At 62.0% G+C, this 17,089-nt stretch carries 14 protein-coding genes; 4 read left to right on the top strand and 10 right to left on the bottom strand.

All coding sequences use genetic code 11. The annotated features are described in order from the left end of the window. Positions 1-660: 660 nt before the first annotated feature. Positions 661-1,206 (top strand): hypothetical protein, encoded by a 546-nt coding sequence (locus tag NKI52_RS07310; protein WP_352697478.1) that lies wholly within the window; start codon positions 661-663, stop codon positions 1,204-1,206. 39 nt (positions 1,207-1,245) lie between these two features. On the opposite strand, the gene NKI52_RS07305 is transcribed toward NKI52_RS07310, so the two are convergent. The 3 genes from NKI52_RS07305 to NKI52_RS07295 all read right to left on the bottom strand — a co-directional run bounded on the left by NKI52_RS07305 (position 1,246) and on the right by NKI52_RS07295 (position 5,025). Continuing rightward, complete coding sequence (locus NKI52_RS07305) at positions 1,246-1,920, bottom strand: LuxR C-terminal-related transcriptional regulator (protein WP_023675488.1); 675 nt, start codon at positions 1,918-1,920, stop codon at positions 1,246-1,248. Further along, positions 1,917-3,146: a sensor histidine kinase gene (locus tag NKI52_RS07300; protein ID WP_352697476.1), complete on the bottom strand. Its 1,230-nt coding sequence runs from the start codon at positions 3,144-3,146 to the stop codon at positions 1,917-1,919. Before NKI52_RS07300 ends, NKI52_RS07305 begins: the two co-directional genes overlap by 4 nt. Positions 3,147-3,507: 361 nt before the next feature. Next, positions 3,508-5,025: a S10 family peptidase gene (locus NKI52_RS07295; protein WP_352697474.1), complete on the bottom strand. Its 1,518-nt coding sequence runs from the start codon at positions 5,023-5,025 to the stop codon at positions 3,508-3,510. A gap of 282 nt (positions 5,026-5,307) precedes the next feature. Between NKI52_RS07295 and NKI52_RS07290 the strand changes: the two genes are divergently transcribed. Continuing rightward, positions 5,308-5,805, top strand: coding sequence for a hypothetical protein (locus NKI52_RS07290; RefSeq protein ID WP_352586646.1), 498 nt, complete (start codon positions 5,308-5,310; stop codon positions 5,803-5,805). 61 nt (positions 5,806-5,866) lie between these two features. Here the strand turns inward: NKI52_RS07290 and NKI52_RS07285 are convergent, their stop codons facing one another. Together NKI52_RS07285 and oiaX are read right to left on the bottom strand one after the other, a co-directional pair. Then, on the bottom strand, positions 5,867-7,258 hold the full coding sequence (locus NKI52_RS07285; RefSeq protein WP_352697472.1) for a four-carbon acid sugar kinase family protein: 1,392 nt from the start codon (positions 7,256-7,258) through the stop codon (positions 5,867-5,869). 4 nt (positions 7,259-7,262) lie between these two features. Then, entirely contained in the window at positions 7,263-8,537 is a 1,275-nt protein-coding gene (gene oiaX / locus NKI52_RS07280; protein ID WP_352697470.1) for a 3-oxo-isoapionate-4-phosphate decarboxylase OiaX, read from the bottom strand. A gap of 182 nt (positions 8,538-8,719) precedes the next feature. Here oiaX and NKI52_RS07275 point away from each other — a divergent pair, with 182 nt between their 5' ends. Then, positions 8,720-9,433, top strand: coding sequence for a transcriptional regulator NanR (locus tag NKI52_RS07275; RefSeq protein WP_352577753.1), 714 nt, complete (start codon positions 8,720-8,722; stop codon positions 9,431-9,433). A gap of 333 nt (positions 9,434-9,766) precedes the next feature. Further along, positions 9,767-10,711, top strand: coding sequence for a GlxA family transcriptional regulator (locus NKI52_RS07270; protein ID WP_352697468.1), 945 nt, complete (start codon positions 9,767-9,769; stop codon positions 10,709-10,711). A gap of 77 nt (positions 10,712-10,788) precedes the next feature. Here the strand turns inward: NKI52_RS07270 and apnL are convergent, their stop codons facing one another. From apnL to NKI52_RS07245, 5 genes are read right to left on the bottom strand one after another with little or no spacing between them, the layout of a single operon-like run. Then, positions 10,789-12,696, bottom strand: a complete 1,908-nt coding sequence (gene apnL / locus NKI52_RS07265; protein WP_352697466.1) for a D-apionate lactonase — start codon at positions 12,694-12,696, stop codon at positions 10,789-10,791. Beyond that, on the bottom strand, positions 12,693-13,727 hold the full coding sequence (locus tag NKI52_RS07260; protein ID WP_352697464.1) for a Gfo/Idh/MocA family protein: 1,035 nt from the start codon (positions 13,725-13,727) through the stop codon (positions 12,693-12,695). The genes apnL and NKI52_RS07260 overlap by 4 nt, the downstream gene beginning before the upstream one ends. A gap of 1 nt (position 13,728) precedes the next feature. Further along, positions 13,729-14,793, bottom strand: a complete 1,065-nt coding sequence (locus tag NKI52_RS07255) for an ABC transporter permease (RefSeq protein ID WP_352577757.1) — start codon at positions 14,791-14,793, stop codon at positions 13,729-13,731. Further along, positions 14,790-16,334 (bottom strand): sugar ABC transporter ATP-binding protein, encoded by a 1,545-nt coding sequence (locus NKI52_RS07250; protein WP_352697462.1) that lies wholly within the window; start codon positions 16,332-16,334, stop codon positions 14,790-14,792. Before NKI52_RS07250 ends, NKI52_RS07255 begins: the two co-directional genes overlap by 4 nt. Then, positions 16,331-16,984 (bottom strand): DUF2291 family protein, encoded by a 654-nt coding sequence (locus NKI52_RS07245; RefSeq protein ID WP_023675476.1) that lies wholly within the window; start codon positions 16,982-16,984, stop codon positions 16,331-16,333. The genes NKI52_RS07250 and NKI52_RS07245 overlap by 4 nt, the downstream gene beginning before the upstream one ends. Positions 16,985-17,089: the final 105 nt, after the last annotated feature.

The raw sequence follows: 17,089 nt of genomic DNA, 5'->3' as shown, positions 1-17,089 counted from the left end.
GGGGAACGCGCCGGACGCAATGGGAGGAGACATCCGACGCAATTCGCATATGGGTCTGTATTGGTGGCGTTTCAACGATGCGGCAGTAGACCAACGGCGTTGCTGCCATAGAGCCAGAAACGCAAAGCATTCGAAGGGGGCGGTGGATCGCAGCTGCCAGTTGGACACAAAGGTCGCCGAATGCAGGGTGGCTCCTGGCATAGGGACTTCAGTCTGTAGGCCTATCGACCAAGGACCCGCACAGCCAAACTTTGGTCCGAGGCTGCTATCGCAAAAGCCCGAAATGCGAGAGTTTCAGGAACTGAGTTCCGAGGAGCCCCGTTGCGATGCCGACTGTTACAGGAGGCCGCCATGGACCCGAGCATTCACCAGGCACGTTGGCTGCTTTTTCCGCTATTTGGCCTGTGTTTCGGGATCGCGGCCATTGGATTTATTGTTGGCTGACAGTGGGAACTCGGCGCTATCGCGGAGAGACGCAACCACGGGAAGGCAAAAGGCTTGCGCAGTAAATAGTCCCTTCCTGCGCTAGCGAGACCCACCAGTTACCATCGTGGGACTGGTGGGCCTTGACGTTCCGGACGCAAACCATTGTTTTAAGCATCACACGAATTCGAACAGGAGGCAGTACGACAGAGCCGTATGATTAAAGGGAGTTCCGACATGCGACTGGCAAGTTCATTGATGACGACCCGGAAACGAAGGACCGGATCTTCACGAGGACGTCGTGTCGGCATTTCTGTAGTCGTCTTGACCTTCATTCTCGTCGTGAGCCCCTATCGCGTCTTGTTCGATGGATCATCGCAGCCGCTCGGCCCGCAGGCTGCCTGGGCCAAAGATGGCGGGAACGGCAATGGCGGGAACGGGAACGGGAATGGGAACGGCAATTCGGGCAATTCGGGTGGAAACTCCGGCAATTCGAACTCGAACGCTGGTGCCGGCAAGGGCAAAGCAAAGTCGCAGGACGACAATCTCCCTGATCCCGCCCCTGCGGTAAACCCCGATAGCAAGCCAAAACTCTTTGTCAACGCATCCACAGGAGACCGGGTCGAGGTGAGCGGCCCGAGCATTGGCGTGGTGCATTCGAACGGACTCAGCGAACGCATCGACAGCGACCAATATGAAATGCGGGATGCCGAGGGCCGCATCATCATTCGGCGCCTGGCGACGCGTTCCGATCGGGACAGGTTGCTTGGAATGATCAACTGAGGGCCAGTTCACATGGCCGCGCAGTGCGGCAATTTCGGCTCAAGCATGATCGCGAACAGGCGGATGGCGGCGCTCAGTCGCGTCGCGCAAGGTCATGGCGGCTTCGGTCCTATTGCTGACGTTGAGCTTGGCCAGGATTCGCGTCATGTGGTGCTTTATCGTCTTTTCATGCAGGTTCAGCCGAAGCCCGATCCGCTTGTTGCTCAGTCCCGCGGCAACCAGCGTCAGGATCTCCCTTTCGCGGCTGGTGAGGTCGGCAAGTCCTTCAGCTTTCGCCGGCTCTTTTGATTGAGCCGAGAGATCGGCCAACAGGCGCGCCGACAATTGTGGACAGACATATCGTTCGCCCGACGCTACCGTGCGCAGGATCGCAGCCAACGTCCTCGACCCGACCCCCTTCAGAACATAGCCCCTTGCCCCGCTCTGCAACGCGGTCATCACGTGCTGGTTTTCTTCCGAAACGGTCAGCATCACAATTTTCAGTGCCGGATGCCGCTCAAGGGCCGGTCCGATCACGCCAAGGCCACCTCCAGGAACCGAGATGTCCATCAGCAGAATGTCGGGCCGCTGGTCTTCGATTATCCGCAGGGCATCGTCTCTGCTGCTTCCTTCACCGACGATCTCGAACCCGCCGATCTGATCGAGCGTGCGCACAACGCCTTCCCTGAACAGCGGGTGGTCGTCGACGATGGCGAGCTTGATGGCTACTGTCATGTCTGCCCCATTTCAACGATGTTGAGAGCCATTCTTACGACTGTGCCACTCTGTGAGGAAGTCACGGTAAACTGACCCCCGAGGCTTTCCACCCGCTCGCGCAGCCCAACGAGTCCCAGCCTCTCGGGACGCACGATTTGCGGGTCAAAGCCAGCGCCGGCGTCGGCCACTTCGATACAAACGCGCTCGCCGTCGAAATGTTTCTCGACCGACTGACCTTCACCTCCGGCATGACGGAATCCATTGTTCAGCGCCTCCTGGACGAAGCGGAAGATGCAGATCTTGGCCGCCGGCGACAACGGCGCATGGCCGCCGGTCATCGATAATCTCACTTTGACGCCGGTTCGTTCTTCGTGCGCCTGTACGGCTAGCTGGAGAATTTCACCCAGTTCGGCATGCTCGATATGCGGCAGGACAAGGCCCTTGCTGATGCTCCTGATCTCGCGCATGGCATCGTCCAGATGTGCTTTGATGGCCAGCAATTCCTGTGCACGCTTCGATTGCGGCGTAGCGGGATCGGCAATGACGGGGCTGTCGATCCCCAGCGCCGCGAGAGCAACCAATTGCGCGGGGCCATCGTGCAAGTCCGCACCGATGCGCCTGAGATAGCGTTCGTTAAGTGCGGTGGCACGCTGCGAGGCACGCTGCACCCGCAGCCTCAACAGTCTGTTTTGCGCAAGCAGATCGGAAAGCTCGGCAATGCGCTGCTTCAACGAGCGGCTCTGCGAACTGATCATGCGGCTGCCACGGAACACGATTGCCGACAGCCCGAGAAAGAAGGCCGCTGTGACGGCGGCAACGTCCAGCCAGGTTCGAATGAGCGCCTGATGCAGGTTTCTTTCAAAATCAGTGGCGACCTCGTAGAATTCCGAAACGGCCACCACTTCCCCCGACCATGGCTGCAGCACCGGATTGTAGATCTCGAGGAGATGCAAGCCGCTGGCTCTTTCGGCCTCGCTGTCCGGATCGTCGAGCTTGTCGAACTCCGAGACCATTTGGCCTGCGAATGCCGCCCGGAGATTGTCGCTGGGTTCAAAGCGCTTGCCGATCAATGTCTTGTCGGTCGAATACAGGATGGTTCCGTCGCGACGCCAGAGCTTGAAGGATTCGAGCCTTGTGCCGAGTGCCCCTTGTCCCAGCGTTTCATCGAGCGCGTGGGCGACGCTCTCGTCGAGCAATTCGCTCTTGCGCATATCCGGTAGCAGCGGCGCGATAACGCTGTCCACGTAAAGAGCCGTCGCGGAAGCCGAATTCTGCGTGACCACGGTTTCTATATGGTTCGTGACGGAAATCCCCACCACCACCATGGCTGACAGGGAAAATAGACCGCCCGCGAGCAGGAACTGCGTTGCCAGCGACAGCGCATTCCAACGGTCAACAAGGCTTGTCAGCCTGTGTGGCTTGGTGTTCCGAATGGCCCGCTCGGCAGCACGCCGCACCAGTGGCGCGATTCTGGAGAGCCGGCTAATCCGTTGTCGAACGTCGCTGAAAGACGCCATCCTAGGTGTGTAACCGATCAATCGCGATGGAACTAGGGCCTGATGAGAGGGCGAACAGCGTATCCGGCGCTTTTTTGGGCAAACCGTCTCATTGCGTCGTTCGGTAAAGCTCGGACGCGGCCTGCTTCAGTGCCGCCCGTCCATCCGGCCTCAGATACATCATGTGCCCGCCCTCCAGCACCTCGGTGCGAATGGGCTTTGCGCCGGCAAGCGAAGGAATTTGACCAAGCAGGTAGCGCGAGCCCATGTACGGCGTCACCAGGTCGCTGTAGCCGTTGACGATCAGCACGCCGAGGCTGGGGTTTAGCACGCGCGCCTGTTGAAGGTCGTCCATGACACCCGCATAGCCCTGACGCGTCGCGCTCGTCCCATAGTCCCAATTGCCGCTGACTTCACGGTTGAGAAGCCGATAGCTGATATCCGTGCGGAAGTTCAATTCATCACGCACATAGCCGACGAAAGCGGAGGTGAGCGCCGGCACGCTTCGGTCGAGCACCGGATCGGGACCCTCGACTCCCAGGCTCTCTGGCGCCACGTCCGCTGTCGCGATGTTGCCGTCATAGGCGCTGAGAACATTGCCCTTTGCCCGTGCAAACTCCTTGGCGAACAGCCCTATGGGAATGCGTGCAAAGTGCCGCTGGACGAGATCGAGCGGCAGACCGGTGATTGCGGCGACACGCTGGCTCGCCAGGCGTCCACCCTGCTCCAGCCCACCTGCCAGCGCGGCCAGATAATCGCCGAGCGCATAGCGTTCGACTTCCGCCAGCCGCTCCTGCAGGGCCGGGCCGGAAACGCCTTCGCTGTGTAGGCGCACTGCCGCCAGCGACGGCAGTTCCAGCGCCCAGTGGAGCGGCTGGAACTCGTCCGGGCGCACCAGCGTGAATTCGAGCGCCGGCGAAATCAGCACGACGCCACTCGGGCTGATGCCGATGTCTTCCTGAAGCTTCCTGGCGAGCAATGCTGCTCGAAAGCCGCCATAGCTTTCGCCAGCCAGGAAGACAGGCGATACCGTACGGTTCGTCTGCGCCAGATAGAGCCGGATAAACGCGCCTATCGACGCGGCGTCCTGGCTGACGCCCCAGAAGCTGTGTGCTTCCGTGCCGGGCGCTTCACGGCTGTAACCGGTTCCAACAGGGTCCACAAAGACCAAGTCGGTCATGTCGAGCCAAGTGTCGGGGTTGTCGAACAGCCTCTGCGGCGGCGGCAAGAAACTTCCATCGGCCGCCGTCGCCAGGACCCGCGGACCGAGCGCGCCGAGATGAAGATAAGCGGAAGCTGCTCCCGGACCGCCATTGAACACGAAGGTGATCGGGCGCCGCGGATCCGGTCCCGTTTCTTTCCCGGAATGCAGTGCATAGGCGACGTAGAAAATCTCGGCGGTGATATCGCCTTTGCCGGACGGCAATGACAGCGTGCCGGCCTTGGCCTCGTAATCGAGCGTGCGTCCGGCAATGACGGTCGAATGATCGGAAGTCTGCGGCGGTGGCAGGAGCGAGAGAACCCCGCCTGTGGGCGGCGGCCGCTGGGCCGTCTCGGCGTGACCCACCCCAACTCCGGCAACCAACAGCAGAAGAGCGACGGCGATTTCTTGCAGCTTGATAGGCATGATGTCTCCGGAGCAATTGGCTGGAAACTAGCACACCGTCGGCCGAAACAAAGTCACAGCACCGTGCGCCAGTACATCTGACAAGAAGAGGGGTCGGATTTGGAAATCCGATGCCCAGGCGGAAGATAGGGCGCGAGGGTCACGGCGGCAGCCTCAACCTCTTCCAGCAGATGCGTGCGGCGGAATGGCGGACCAAACGACTTCGTGAATTTTCTGCCGGTTGACTCGATTGGCCCACTTCCTAGGTTGGCATTCGGGGCTCCCGTGCAATCCGAAGTTGGTATGACATCTTTCCACACCCGAAAGCTTGCCCTTCTCCTTCTATCGGCAAGCGCCGCCATCCTGTCTTCCTGCGTCATGCCCGACGACACGTCGAGCACTGCAAAGGAGGACGCCACGGCGGCGGCAGCCCGCAGGGAGATGGTCGGCCTTAGCGAGGCGGACGTTCGAATGTGCGCCGGCTTTCCGACCGCCACTGCCGAGGTCGGCAAATCCGGCCAGATCTGGACCTATCAGCGCGTCGTTCAACGCGGCAATCTCAACATTGTGGTTCCGACGGTGGCCATTGGCCCGGTCCCGGCGCTCGGAGGTTCCGTCAACGTCGCCCCCGGCGGCTATTGCAACACACAAATTCGAATGGTTGACGGTCATGTTGCCGAAGTTGCCTACGCCGGCGACAACAACCTGCCGAACAACCGCGATGCGCTCTGTGTCAGCACGGTGGACGCCTGTGTCGCCTACGCCCGTCAGTATCATCCAGGCAGGGCAATGGGCAGATAGCGGGATGAGTGGCATTGCCGCTGATCTGAACGCCTGAGATTTCTGGTTTGCCGGCTAGTGACTATCCTCGATCCCGATCGAGCATCACCGATTTGACCTGATATTCCCCGCTCTCAACCGCCGACCCGACCCCATCGCGAATAGTGGAGAAATAGCGGTCGGTTCCGACCTGCCCGCCCTTGAGGGCAATTTCCAGCCCATCGATCGCCTTAATGCTTGAATGCGCCACACAAAGTGGCGAGCCCGGCGATGCCGGCAGCGGCATTCGCACCGTCAGCGCGTCGACGCCCATCTGGCCAAGTGCATGGCTCGACGTGTCGCCGCCGGCGATGACCACGCGCAGTAGCTTCTCTTGAAGCGTCAGTTCGCGGAGAACCTCGCCAAGGCCGTGGCCGAGCTTATGGCGGGCGCCTTCCCGGAGATCGATTTCTGCACCGCGGTCGGCCGCAGGCCCGAGCGCGGTGTAGAGGATGACGCTGCGCCCGGCCCGTAGGCTGGAGCGGCCGGTTGCCACCGCCCGCGCAATCGCGTCGTTCGAAGCCTCAGAAACCAGTTCGACCGGGTCGAGCTCGATCCCGTCGAAGCCGTCGGCCAGAGCATGACGGATCTGTCGTTCCGTCGTCGGCGAGCAGCTCCCCGAGACCACGGCGATCCTGTCGGCAGCGCCCGGCGGCGAAAAGGCGGATTTGGTATCCACGATCCGGTTCGATGCCCATTCGACCAGCAAGGCATATTCGATGCCTGAAGAGCCGACGACGAAATAACCGCCCGGCTTGCGAGCGCGCCAAATCTCCTTGCCGGCAAGTGCCTGGGTTTCCAGGCTATCGACATCGACAAGCACGATACCTGAGCCATTCTCCACAAGCCGGTCGAATGCTTTCGACCGCGACGCAGACTGCAGCGTCGCCAGGTCGACCAGGCCCGAGGCGAGGCTGGTCTGGCGCGACAGATGGATCAGCAGGTCGGATTCGTCCATCGGCGTGGTCGGATGGCGGCTCATCACGGGATGGCGGTCGATGCGGAAATATTTTTCGCGATAGGCCGCGAACAGATGACCGAAGGCGGTGTAGCGCTTCAGCTGCGGCGCGCCGACCACCAGCGGCACGCCGTCTTGCCGGAAAACCGAGCGGCCGATTTCGATCGCCCGGCCGATGCTGCCGATTGCCGGGCTGGAATCGAAGGTCGAGCAGACCTTGTAGTGGCAGATCTCGGCGTTGACGGTCTTCAGCCAGGCGAAGGCATCTCGCAGATGCGTGTCCATCCACTGCGGCGTCTCGCTGCGGCTGGTGCCGGCCAGCCCGAGGGCGCGGCAATGCGCAAATTGCGAAAGCAGCGCCTCGTCCGGCTGGCGCATGAACAGGACGGTCGGCACGCCGCCGAGCTCGAGCGCCTCCATAACGTCGGTCGAGCCGGTCAGGTCATCGCCATAGTAACTCAGAAGCAGGTTTTGCATGACGTCAGGCCGCCTCGCCGCCGCCGAACTTCTCGATCGACCGCGCCAGCTCGACATGGCTCAAGGCATAATCCGCCAACGGAATGTCTTGGACCGCCGCCTGCCAGGCCTGCTGCACGGCGCGCACGCCGGCGCCCGGCCCGTCCGGGTGGCTGACGATGCCACCGCCGCAGAGATAGAGAAGATCGACCGTCCGGCCGGTTCGCTGGAAGGTTTCAGGCGCCTGCCCGCCCCACTGGCCGGAGCTGGCGACCGGCAATGCGCAATCGGCCGGCGAAAAGATCGGCGTGGTCACCGCCTTGAAGGATTCGACGAAGGACCAGTCGGGTTCCCAGTATTTCGAGGCGATGCCGTTGATCTGGAACTGGTCGACGCCGAGCAACCGCCAGAACTGCTGCCAGACCTTGAAATCCATGCCGAGGCCGGGATGGCGGGTGAGAATGTCCCAGCCATTGCGGTGGGCATGGAGCACCAGGCTGGAGCGCTTTCGGAGGTAAGCCATGCCACCAAAGCCGATCGAATTGATGTTGACCACCGCGCAATTGCCGCCGGCCTTTGCCACCAGATCGTGGTTTCGCATCATCTCGTCGGGATCGGCATGTGAAATGCCGAAGGCATACATGACCTTCTTACCGCTCTTCTGCTCGTGGTCGAGGATCAGCGGCATGATTGCCCTCACTCGCTCCGACAGCGGTGAATAGGCCGGGCTCATCAGCTTCTCGTCGTCCTTGATGAAGTCGACGCCGGCGGCAATCAGCTCTTGCACCATTGCGGCCGTCTCGTACGGGCGGAGTCCCAGCGCCGGCTTGACGATGGTCCCGATGATCGGACGATCCGCGACACCGGTCAGCCTGCGGCTGCCCGTGACGCCGAATTGCGGGCCCGGATGCGCGCCCCGGTACTCCTCGGGTAGCTTCATGTCGACGACACGGATGCCGGACAGGCCCTTGATCGAAAAGGTGCCGCCGATGGCGATGGTCATCAGCGCCGACAGGTCGGTGCCGATGGCGTCCAGCGGAAAGGCGATATCGATGTCGGCGCGCTTGACCGGGCCGTTGCGTGCTTCGGGGCTTGCTCCGGAACCGGTTTCGGGAAGGGACGGCCGGTCCGCGTCCGGCAGATGCCGTATCGCCAGGACTCGCGCTGCGACCCTGGCCTTGAGCTCTTCGGTCTCGCCGGCCAGCGCGACGAAGGTTCCGGTCGACTGGTCGCTTGCGATCTTGGCCGCCAGCGCCTCGATATTGCCGGGCGTTTCGATGCGATAGGTAAGAACAATCATATTCGCGCGGCCTGCCGGGGTGGTTCGAAAAAGGTTCCTTGGCCCTCCAAATCTGGTATAATGAGTACATAACCATTGCAAGCCCTATCCGGCTTGGCGGTAAGGGCGAGCCGGCAACAGGCGTTCCGGAATTCACGGCGAAAATGCTAGGTATAGGCCGGTCAAAGGAGTGATTCGCGACGATGAACCGTTCGGAGCCGATCGTCCGGCGCAAGCTTTCCGACGAAGTATTCTTGAGACTGAAGCGCCTGATCACCGGCGGCGAATTGCTGCCGGGTGACGACATGCCGTCGGAGCGCGAATTGATGGAGCGTTTCGAGGTCGGCAGGCCGGCGATCCGCGAAGCGATGCAGGCGTTGAGCAATATGGGGCTGGTCGCGATCTCGCATGGTGAGCGTGCCAAGGTGCTGCAGCTCACCGCCAAGTCGATCATCAAGCAGGTCGACGGCGCAGCCAAGATCATCCTGTCGTCATCGAAGGACACGCTCGAGCACCTCAAGAACGCGCGCATCTTCTTCGAGCGCGGCATGGTCAAGGAAGCTGCAGAAAAGGCCACAGCCGAGGACGTGCAGCGGCTGCGGGAAACGGTCGCCGAGCAGCGCAGCCATCGTGGCAACTCGGAAGCCTTCATATCCGCCGACATGAAATTCCACACACAGATCGCGGCAATATCCGGTAACCCGATCTATGTCGCCGTCAGCGAGGCAATGCTAGGCTGGCTAAAGGAATACCACACCGAAATGCTGATCTGGACCGGCAAGGAAAAGTTCACGCTGACCGAGCACGAAGAAATCGTCGGACGCATCGAAGCCAAGGATGCGGATGGCGCCGAGAAGGCGATGATCAAGCACCTCGAACGCTCGCGCGCGCTCTACGTGATGAATTCCGGCAACTGAAAATCAAGTGCAGGTCCCGACCGGCGTCGCGGTCGGACCTTGTTCTCGGCCTACTGGCTGACCACAGATCAGCCTGAGCCCGGACCGACGCAGTTTTCTGTTGCCCTCTGAATCCGGTGTATTTGCCGCGTGTTTTCATTCAGCGATTTCAGCATTTGCATCTTCCCAGCCATGGATTTCCGCGGCCCGCTTTCGTCAGCAGGCCCGCATAGGCCCTGCTGGAGCCCCGCGCTTGTTCTGGAATTGGCAATTCTTGCAAAGACCATGCTAAGCTTGCCATCCACGAGAACGACACCGGGGGGTACCGCAATGGCTGTCAGGAGCCTCCACGTCGTGATCTGGCTGCCGTCGAATTTCTATTCGGCCGTCGTCTCGACGCTCGTGGAAATGTTTCAGCTTGTGAATGACGTCTGCCGTTCACAGGTTCTCTCCTGTGAGTTCGTTTCAAGGGGCGCGCCGTCGGCATCAACCACAGGAATTTTCTTCCCGACGAAGGCTCAACCATCCCGGAAAATGGATGTCCTGATTCTCATTGCGATGTCGGGTGTCGAGATTCCGGAGCTTCTGCGCTCGCTCGACGAGGAGAGTGAACATTCAAAACCGCTGATCGCGCTCGCGCAACAGCAGGACGCAATCATCGCAGCACATTGCGGCGCGTGTTATCTGCTCGCCAATTCGGGATTATTGGACGGTAAACGCGCAACGATATCCTGGTGGCTGAAAGCCGAGGCAAGCCGCCGGTTTCCGCAAGTGCGATGGGACGCTTCCCGCCTGCTCATTCGCCAGGACCGCCTTTACACATGCGGAGGCGGGTTTTCCGGACTCGAACTCGCCAGGGCTTTGCTGATCGATCTGGGCTTCTCGAAGGAGGAGCGGATCATTCGAAAACTTCTGGTTCTTCCTCCGCCGCGCAAATTCCAAAGTCCCTACGAATTTTCCCTCGACGAAATTTCGAACGAGGCCAGCCCATTCGAGAACAAGCTGCGCGAGCTCTCGAAAGACAAGATGTCGGAAATCGATCTGAAATTTCTCGCAACTGAATTGGGCATGTCTTCGCGAACCCTGTCTCGCAGATTTTTCGACGAACTCCAGACAACGCCGGGAAAATGGATCCAGGAACGGCGGCTGGAGTTGGCAAAATCCATGCTTGAGGAAACGAAACTGAGTGTTTCAGAAATTTGCTATCGCGTCGGATATCAGGACGTCGCCTCGTTCAGCCGTCTTTTTTCCAGGACAACTGGAATGGCACCAGGCGAGTTTCGAAAGCAGATCCGGTGACAAGTCGGCATGGAAGTGCTGCCGCTACGGGCAACCGCTGCGGAAGTGCGGCTATCCAAGAGCCTCGGCAAATGACTTCAGCCGATCCGGACGATTGCGTAGGGTGTCATCACAAGATGGTCTCGGCCCGACGCGTCTCGCTGAGTCTGGCGTGACGTTCGTCCATCCCCGATCTTCAGAGGACCCCGATCGGAGCCGAGCCCGGAAACATCGACCGGAAAATCGTCCGAGGTAAGGTTCGCCAGCCAGACGATGATCTTGCCTGTCTGGGAGCGGCCGGCCAGTGCCAATACCCGCGTCTCATCGGTCGTTGTCGCCGCCACATGCGCATGGCCGGCCAGATCGCAAAGTCCTTTCACCGCGTGGAAAATCGGCCGGGGTGCACCTTCTTCGACAGGTTCGCCCGACGAGGCCAGTACGCCGAATGGTCCGGTGAAGCTGCAGAGCGTCAGCATTTCGAGCCCGGCCGGCGCAACGCGTGCGGCATAGCCGATCGTCCATGCGGCCCCGAACAGCCCGGCATGGCGAGGGTCGCGGTCGGCCATGGCAATGCGCTGATTGTCGGGATTGGCCTTGGTCGCGCCGCCATAAGGGTTCTGGCGCATGGCAATGGTCGACGGCCCGATCCGATAAGGTATTGTTCCGAAGATCGTTCGTACTGACGCCGTGATGAAAGGCAGTGCCTCCAGCGATTGCATAACGCTGAGATCGTCGGCGGCGTGCACGATCGGGCAGGTGCAATGCGTGACGAAATCGAGCGGGTCAGCCGGCACACGCTTGCGATTGAGTTCGGTGAAATAACTGAACATGCCGCCGCCGAGGCGGGTGTCGGGAAAGGCGCGCCGCGCCGCGGCATAGACGTCTTCGAGCGGTGGGCATTGCGGCCATGCGCTGCCCGGCGGCGTCGACTGCCGGTCGACCGAGGGCGAGACGGCAATGGCCGAAAGCTTGAGCCCGGCCTGGCGCACCATGTCGGCGACGCCTGAAAGCTCGGCGTCGAGATCGCCGTCGCCGGCAATGACGCATTCGAGCGTTGTCCGGACCGGATAGGCGGCGGCGAGCCGGGCGTAGGATCGCAAGGCATCGAGCTCGTGGCCGCGCGTCGGGTCATAGTGGAACATCAATTGCTGCGGACCAAGCTCGGACAGCACCGATAGCTTGTCCAGCGCCGCCTCGACCTCATCCGGGTAGATGATCACGCCGATGCCCGGCAGCACCGGTCCGGCTTGGCCGAGCCTAACATGAATCGGTTCGGCGCTTGCCGCGGCGGCCGGCACTTTCCCGCGACCCGCTACCCGCAAGCTGATGGTTTGGCGGAAGGTCTCGCCGGCCGGCAGCACGTATGGCCATGGCAGCGCCAGCGGCCGGACATAGGTCTTGTAGGAGGCATCCGACCAGTTGCGCTGGTCCTCCATCTCGAAAGTGTCGCCTTCCATCCGGCATTCGGCGGTGACGTCGGGCCGGACTTCATGAGTGATGGCGCGCAAATCCTTGAAAGGTTGCCAGGGATCGATCAGCTCTGGAAGCCGCGTCGCGACCACGCTGCCGTCGGTATGCTCGACCGTGACCGGGCGGCCGGACAGGCCGGCAATCGGATGCAGGATGCAGAAGCCACAGCGATTGGTTTCGAAATCGCTGTCGGGAAGAGTGCTCACGTCGAAGACCAACTGGCCGTCGGCGGAGCCCTTGATGGTCGCACGGAAGCCGAGCCGGCTTCCCTCTGGTCCGAAACAACCTGCCGAATAGCTGACGAAGAAAGCGTCATCGCCCTGGTCGATGATTAAATCGGTGAGCGTCGGCTCGTAGGTGCCCCAGTCGCGATCCCTGACGATGTAGGCGATGGCACGCAGAACTTCGGTGTCGCCGTGGCGGATGCTGCGCAGATTGCCGTTGACGAAGTCCGCCGTCAGCGCGCCGGCGCGCAGCCTGACCGGTTCGGCTTCAACGGCACGTGTGCCGTAGAGGAGGAAGGCGTCGGCTGTCATTTCAGCAAGGCGTCGAGTTGCACCGGCTCCTGGCTTGCGGCGCCGGCATAGGCTGCCTCGACCAGCGCTAATGTCTTGAGGTTGTCCGCGCCCGAGGTCGCGGGCTCGGTTCCGTTGGTCAGGCAATCGACCCAGTGCTTTTGAATGGCGACGACGCTTTCCTGGATGTTGTGCCACGGCCGTGATGCCCAGGCCAGCAGCGGTGGCGAGACGTCGCTCACGGCTGTCCCGCTCCTGCCGGTGACGGTGAGCCGGTAGCCCTGCGCCAGCCGGATCGTGCCGTCGCTGCCGTCGATCTCGATCAGCGTCTCCGGAAACGGCTCGGTAGCGAGCTTGCTCGCGTAGCTGCAGTCGACCACGGAAGTGGCGCCGCTCGTGTGGTCCATCAGCATCGTCGCAACGTCCTCGCCGGCAATGCCGGGATTGATGCGCGCCGTTCGCGCAGTGACCGTCGAGACGTCGCCCAGCAGAAAGCGGGCGATGTCGAGGATATGGATGCCGAGATCCTCGATAATGAAGCGCTTTCCGGTCGCCAGATAGGGCTGGCCGGAAAACACGTCATAGGCAGAGCGGAACGAGATCCGTCCGAAAAAGGGGGTGCCGATTTCGCCGCTGTCGAGCACGGTACGCACCGCCTGGATCGGCGACTGCCAGCGAAAATTCTCATGCACCATCAGCGGCACGCCGGCGTCAGCACAGGCCTTTACCATCGCTTTGGCGTCGGCAAGCGTCGGCGCAAACGGTTTTTGGCAGATTGCCGGAACGCCGTGCTGCGCCGCCATCTCCACGAGCATTCTGTGGCTTGGTGCGGTGGTGGCGATGTCGACGAAATCCAGCCTTTCGCCGGCAAACAGCGCCGCCGCGTCGGTATAGCGCCGCGCGACCCCGAACTGGTCGCCGACGATCCGCAGCCGGTCCGGATCACGGTCGCAGATGGCGGCGATCGAGGCGCCCTCTATGTCGCGCCAGGCATGCAACTGGTTGACGGCAAAGAAGCCGCAGCCGATCAGCGCTCCACGCAGTTCCGCCATGTCAGCCGGCCTTTGCCATCTGCATCAGCGTGACACGGCTCTGCAGCCGGCGCTGTGCCTGGTCGACGACGACGGCGACGATGATGACGAGGCCCTTGATCACCATCTGCCAGAACGAGCTCACTCCCATCATCACCAGCCCGTCCGAAAGGATGCCGATTACGAAGGCGCCGACAATGGTACCGCCGATGGTACCGCGTCCGCCCGACATCGAGGTGCCGCCGAGCACCGCCGCGGCAATGGCGTTCAGCTCGAAGCTCTCGCCGGTCGCCGGATGCGACGCCATCAGCTCGGACGAGATGATCAGCCCGACGATCGCCGCGCAGAAGCCGGAGAACATGTAGACGAACATCTTCACCATGTTGACGCGGACGCCCGAAATCCGCGCCGCCCGTTCGTTGCCGCCGACCGCAAAGATGTGGCGGCCGAGCGGGGTGTATTTGGCGAGATAGGCCGCCCCTAGCGCAACGACGAGCAGAATCCAGAGCGCGACCGGCAGGCCGAGCAGCCGGCCGGCGCCGAGGTAGCCGAACCCTGTGGTGCCGAGCTCGGGCTTGCCGACGAGATTGGGGAAAGTACGGCCGTCCGACGACAGCAGCGCCAGGCCGCGCGCGACATAGAGCACGCCGAGCGTGGCAATGAAAGGCGCAACGTTAAGCCTGGTGATCAGCAAGCCGTTGACGGCGCCGATCAATATGCCGACGGCAAGCGTGATCAGCGCGATCTCGAAGACGTTGAAATAGATGGTGTAGCCGACCTGCAGGTCGATGCCGTTGAGCACGAGGTAGCCGGCCACCATGCCGCACAGGCCGACGATCGAGCCGACCGACAGGTCGATGCCGCCGGTGATGATGACGAAGGTCATGCCCATTGCGAGGAATGCGTTCAGCGCCACGTGCTTCGACATCAGGATAAGATTGGCGGCCGATAGGAAATTGGGGGCGGCTATCGAGAAGAATAACAGCACGGCGATCAGCGCGATGAACGTCCTCGCCTTCATCAGCGTCAGCAGGACCGAGCCGCCCGACATGGAGTTGACCGCCGCCTTGGCTGGGATGTCAGTCATGCGCCTTGCTCTCCGTGCGGGACCGGTCCGTGGCCGAAGGCCGAGGCAGCGACGAGTGCGGCCTCCGTCGCCTCGGCGCGGTCGAACATGCCGGTCAATTTTCCATTGCTCATCACCGCGATGCGGTCGGACAACGCCATCACTTCGTCGAGATCGGAGGTGGCAAACAGAATCCCCAGGCCGTCGCGCGACAGCTTGCGCATGGTGCGGAACACGTCGGCCTTGGCGCCGACGTCGATGCCGCGGCTGGGCTCGTCCATCAACAGCACCTTCGGGCCGGTGAGCAGCGCCTTGCCGATCACCACCTTCTGCTGGTTGCCGCCTGACAGCGACGAGACTTCCTGCGCCGGATCGGCGACCTTGATCGCCAGTTCGCGCACCGTCCGGGCCACCGCCTGTCTTTCGGCGGCACCGCGAATGTGGAACAGGCGCACGAACCGCGACAGGCTGGCCAGCGTCAGATTGCTGGCGACGGAGAGGATCGACACCAGCCCTTCGCGCTGGCGGTCTTCGGGGATCAGCGCCAGGCCGCGCCGGATGCGCCGCGTCGTGTCGCGCTCGTGCACTTTTTTGCCGGCAATGAATATCGTGCCCGTCGAATGGCCGTGGCGGCCCATGACGCAGTCGAACAGCTCGCTGCGTCCGGCGCCCATCAGGCCATAGATGCCAAGAATTTCGCCGGCGCGCAGCGACAGCGAGACGTGATCGACCGCAAGCCCGCCGGTGACGCGCGGCAGGCAGATGTCCTCGGCGCGGAATATTTCCTCGCCCGGCACATGGCCGTCGGCCTTGGCGAAGTCCTTGGCGTCCGAGCCGATCATCTGCCGCACGATCCACCGGGTGTCGACGTCTTTCATCTCCGCCTGGCCGGTGATGCGCCCGTCGCGCAGCACCGTGATGGTGTCGCCGATGCGGATCAGTTCCTCGAGCCGGTGCGAGATGTAGACGATTGCCACGCCGCGTGCCTTGAGGTCGGCAATCACCTTGAACAGGATCTCGACTTCCGCCGCGCTGAGCGCCGAGGTCGGTTCATCCATGATCAGGATGCGCGCATCGAGCGAAACCGCCTTGGCGATCTCGACCAGCTGCTGCTGGCCGATGCGCAGATCCTCGACCAGCATGTCGGGCCGGATGCCGGCTTCCAGGCGTTCAAGGAACTCCGCCGCGCGGCGCTCCTGCTCCTTGCGGTCGATCTTGCGGAAGCGGTTGGTGATCTCGCGGGTGGCGAAAATATTTTCGGCGACAGTCAGATTGCCGAACAGATTCAGCTCCTGGAAAACCATGCCGATGCCGCGGCTCACGGCATCACCGGAAGACGAGAATGAAACCTCCTCGCCGTCCAGCAAGATGCGCCCGAGCGTCGGTTGCTCGACGCCGGCGATGATCTTCATCAGCGTCGATTTGCCGGCTCCGTTTTCGCCGACCAGCACGTTGACCGCGCCTTTGCGCACCTCGAAATTCGCCCGCTTGACCGCGACGGTGCCGGAATAGACTTTCGAGACGTCCTCCAGCTTCAGGATGACATCTTGATCGCCGGTCATGGCTTCGGCCCGATCTTTGCCTCCGCCGGCGTTACCAGCGGCAGGTCCTGGCCACTGCCCGGCGTATAGGCGCCAAGTACCTCGACGCTGCGGCCCTCGAGTGCCTCGCGCGGCAGCTTGGAAAGCACGGTCTTGTCGGCATAGGCGTTGAAAGCCTTGCCGAACTGGGCGAAGTCGATCTGGTTGGTGAAATCGTTGAACTGGATGAAGTCGAGGCTGTCGCGCAGCGCGGTTCCGCGCATGGCGGGTCCGATCTGCACCCGCGCGTCCGCCTTGCCGTCGCCGTCGGCATCGATGTCCATCGTCGCCGCGCGTGACTGTGTGTTGGCTGCCACGACCTTGCCCTCGAGCCGAACCGCGAAGGTCCATGGCGAATTCGCCTGCTTTTTCGGATTGCCGTATTTGGCGCCGGCAGCGGCGGGATCGGTCTTTGCCAAGGCATGAACCTCGGGAAACGGCCCGGCCTTCTGCTGCAGATAGGGTATGACTTTCGCCGCCCAGATGTCCTCGACCATCTTGTCGGGATTGAACGCGGAGCCAGTGCCGCCGTTTTCCGCTGACGGCGTCGGCAGGATCTTGCAGGCGGTCAGGCTGCCTATTGCTGCGAGGAACAACGCGACAAAGATCGGCCGGGTCAGCGTGTTGAACATGTCGGCTCGTTCGGCATGGCAGTCAGGAGCACCCAAAGAAATGGAAGAAAGGGCGAAATGGAAGCAAGGGACGAACCGGAGGCTCGTCCCTTGCTGCTGATGTTG

This window comes from Mesorhizobium sp. M0590, assembly GCF_040320905.1.
Taxonomy (GTDB): domain Bacteria; phylum Pseudomonadota; class Alphaproteobacteria; order Rhizobiales; family Rhizobiaceae; genus Mesorhizobium.
This window is presented reverse-complemented; position numbering and strand designations above follow the sequence as displayed.

Excerpts from the sequence above, each read along its gene's own strand:
- NKI52_RS07310 (WP_352697478.1), top strand. The coding sequence starts at position 661 with ATGCGACTGGCAAGTTCATTGATGACGACCCGGAAACGAAGGACCGGA.
- NKI52_RS07305 (WP_023675488.1), bottom strand. The coding sequence starts at position 1,920 with ATGACAGTAGCCATCAAGCTCGCCATCGTCGACGACCACCCGCTGTTC.
- NKI52_RS07295 (WP_352697474.1), bottom strand. The coding sequence starts at position 5,025 with ATGCCTATCAAGCTGCAAGAAATCGCCGTCGCTCTTCTGCTGTTGGTT.
- NKI52_RS07290 (WP_352586646.1), top strand. The coding sequence starts at position 5,308 with ATGACATCTTTCCACACCCGAAAGCTTGCCCTTCTCCTTCTATCGGCA.
- NKI52_RS07285 (WP_352697472.1), bottom strand. The coding sequence starts at position 7,258 with ATGCAAAACCTGCTTCTGAGTTACTATGGCGATGACCTGACCGGCTCG.
- oiaX (WP_352697470.1), bottom strand. The coding sequence starts at position 8,537 with ATGATTGTTCTTACCTATCGCATCGAAACGCCCGGCAATATCGAGGCG.
- NKI52_RS07275 (WP_352577753.1), top strand. The coding sequence starts at position 8,720 with ATGAACCGTTCGGAGCCGATCGTCCGGCGCAAGCTTTCCGACGAAGTA.
- apnL (WP_352697466.1), bottom strand. The coding sequence starts at position 12,696 with ATGACAGCCGACGCCTTCCTCCTCTACGGCACACGTGCCGTTGAAGCC.
- NKI52_RS07260 (WP_352697464.1), bottom strand. The coding sequence starts at position 13,727 with ATGGCGGAACTGCGTGGAGCGCTGATCGGCTGCGGCTTCTTTGCCGTC.
- NKI52_RS07255 (WP_352577757.1), bottom strand. The coding sequence starts at position 14,793 with ATGACTGACATCCCAGCCAAGGCGGCGGTCAACTCCATGTCGGGCGGC.
- NKI52_RS07250 (WP_352697462.1), bottom strand. The coding sequence starts at position 16,334 with ATGACCGGCGATCAAGATGTCATCCTGAAGCTGGAGGACGTCTCGAAA.
- NKI52_RS07245 (WP_023675476.1), bottom strand. The coding sequence starts at position 16,984 with ATGTTCAACACGCTGACCCGGCCGATCTTTGTCGCGTTGTTCCTCGCA.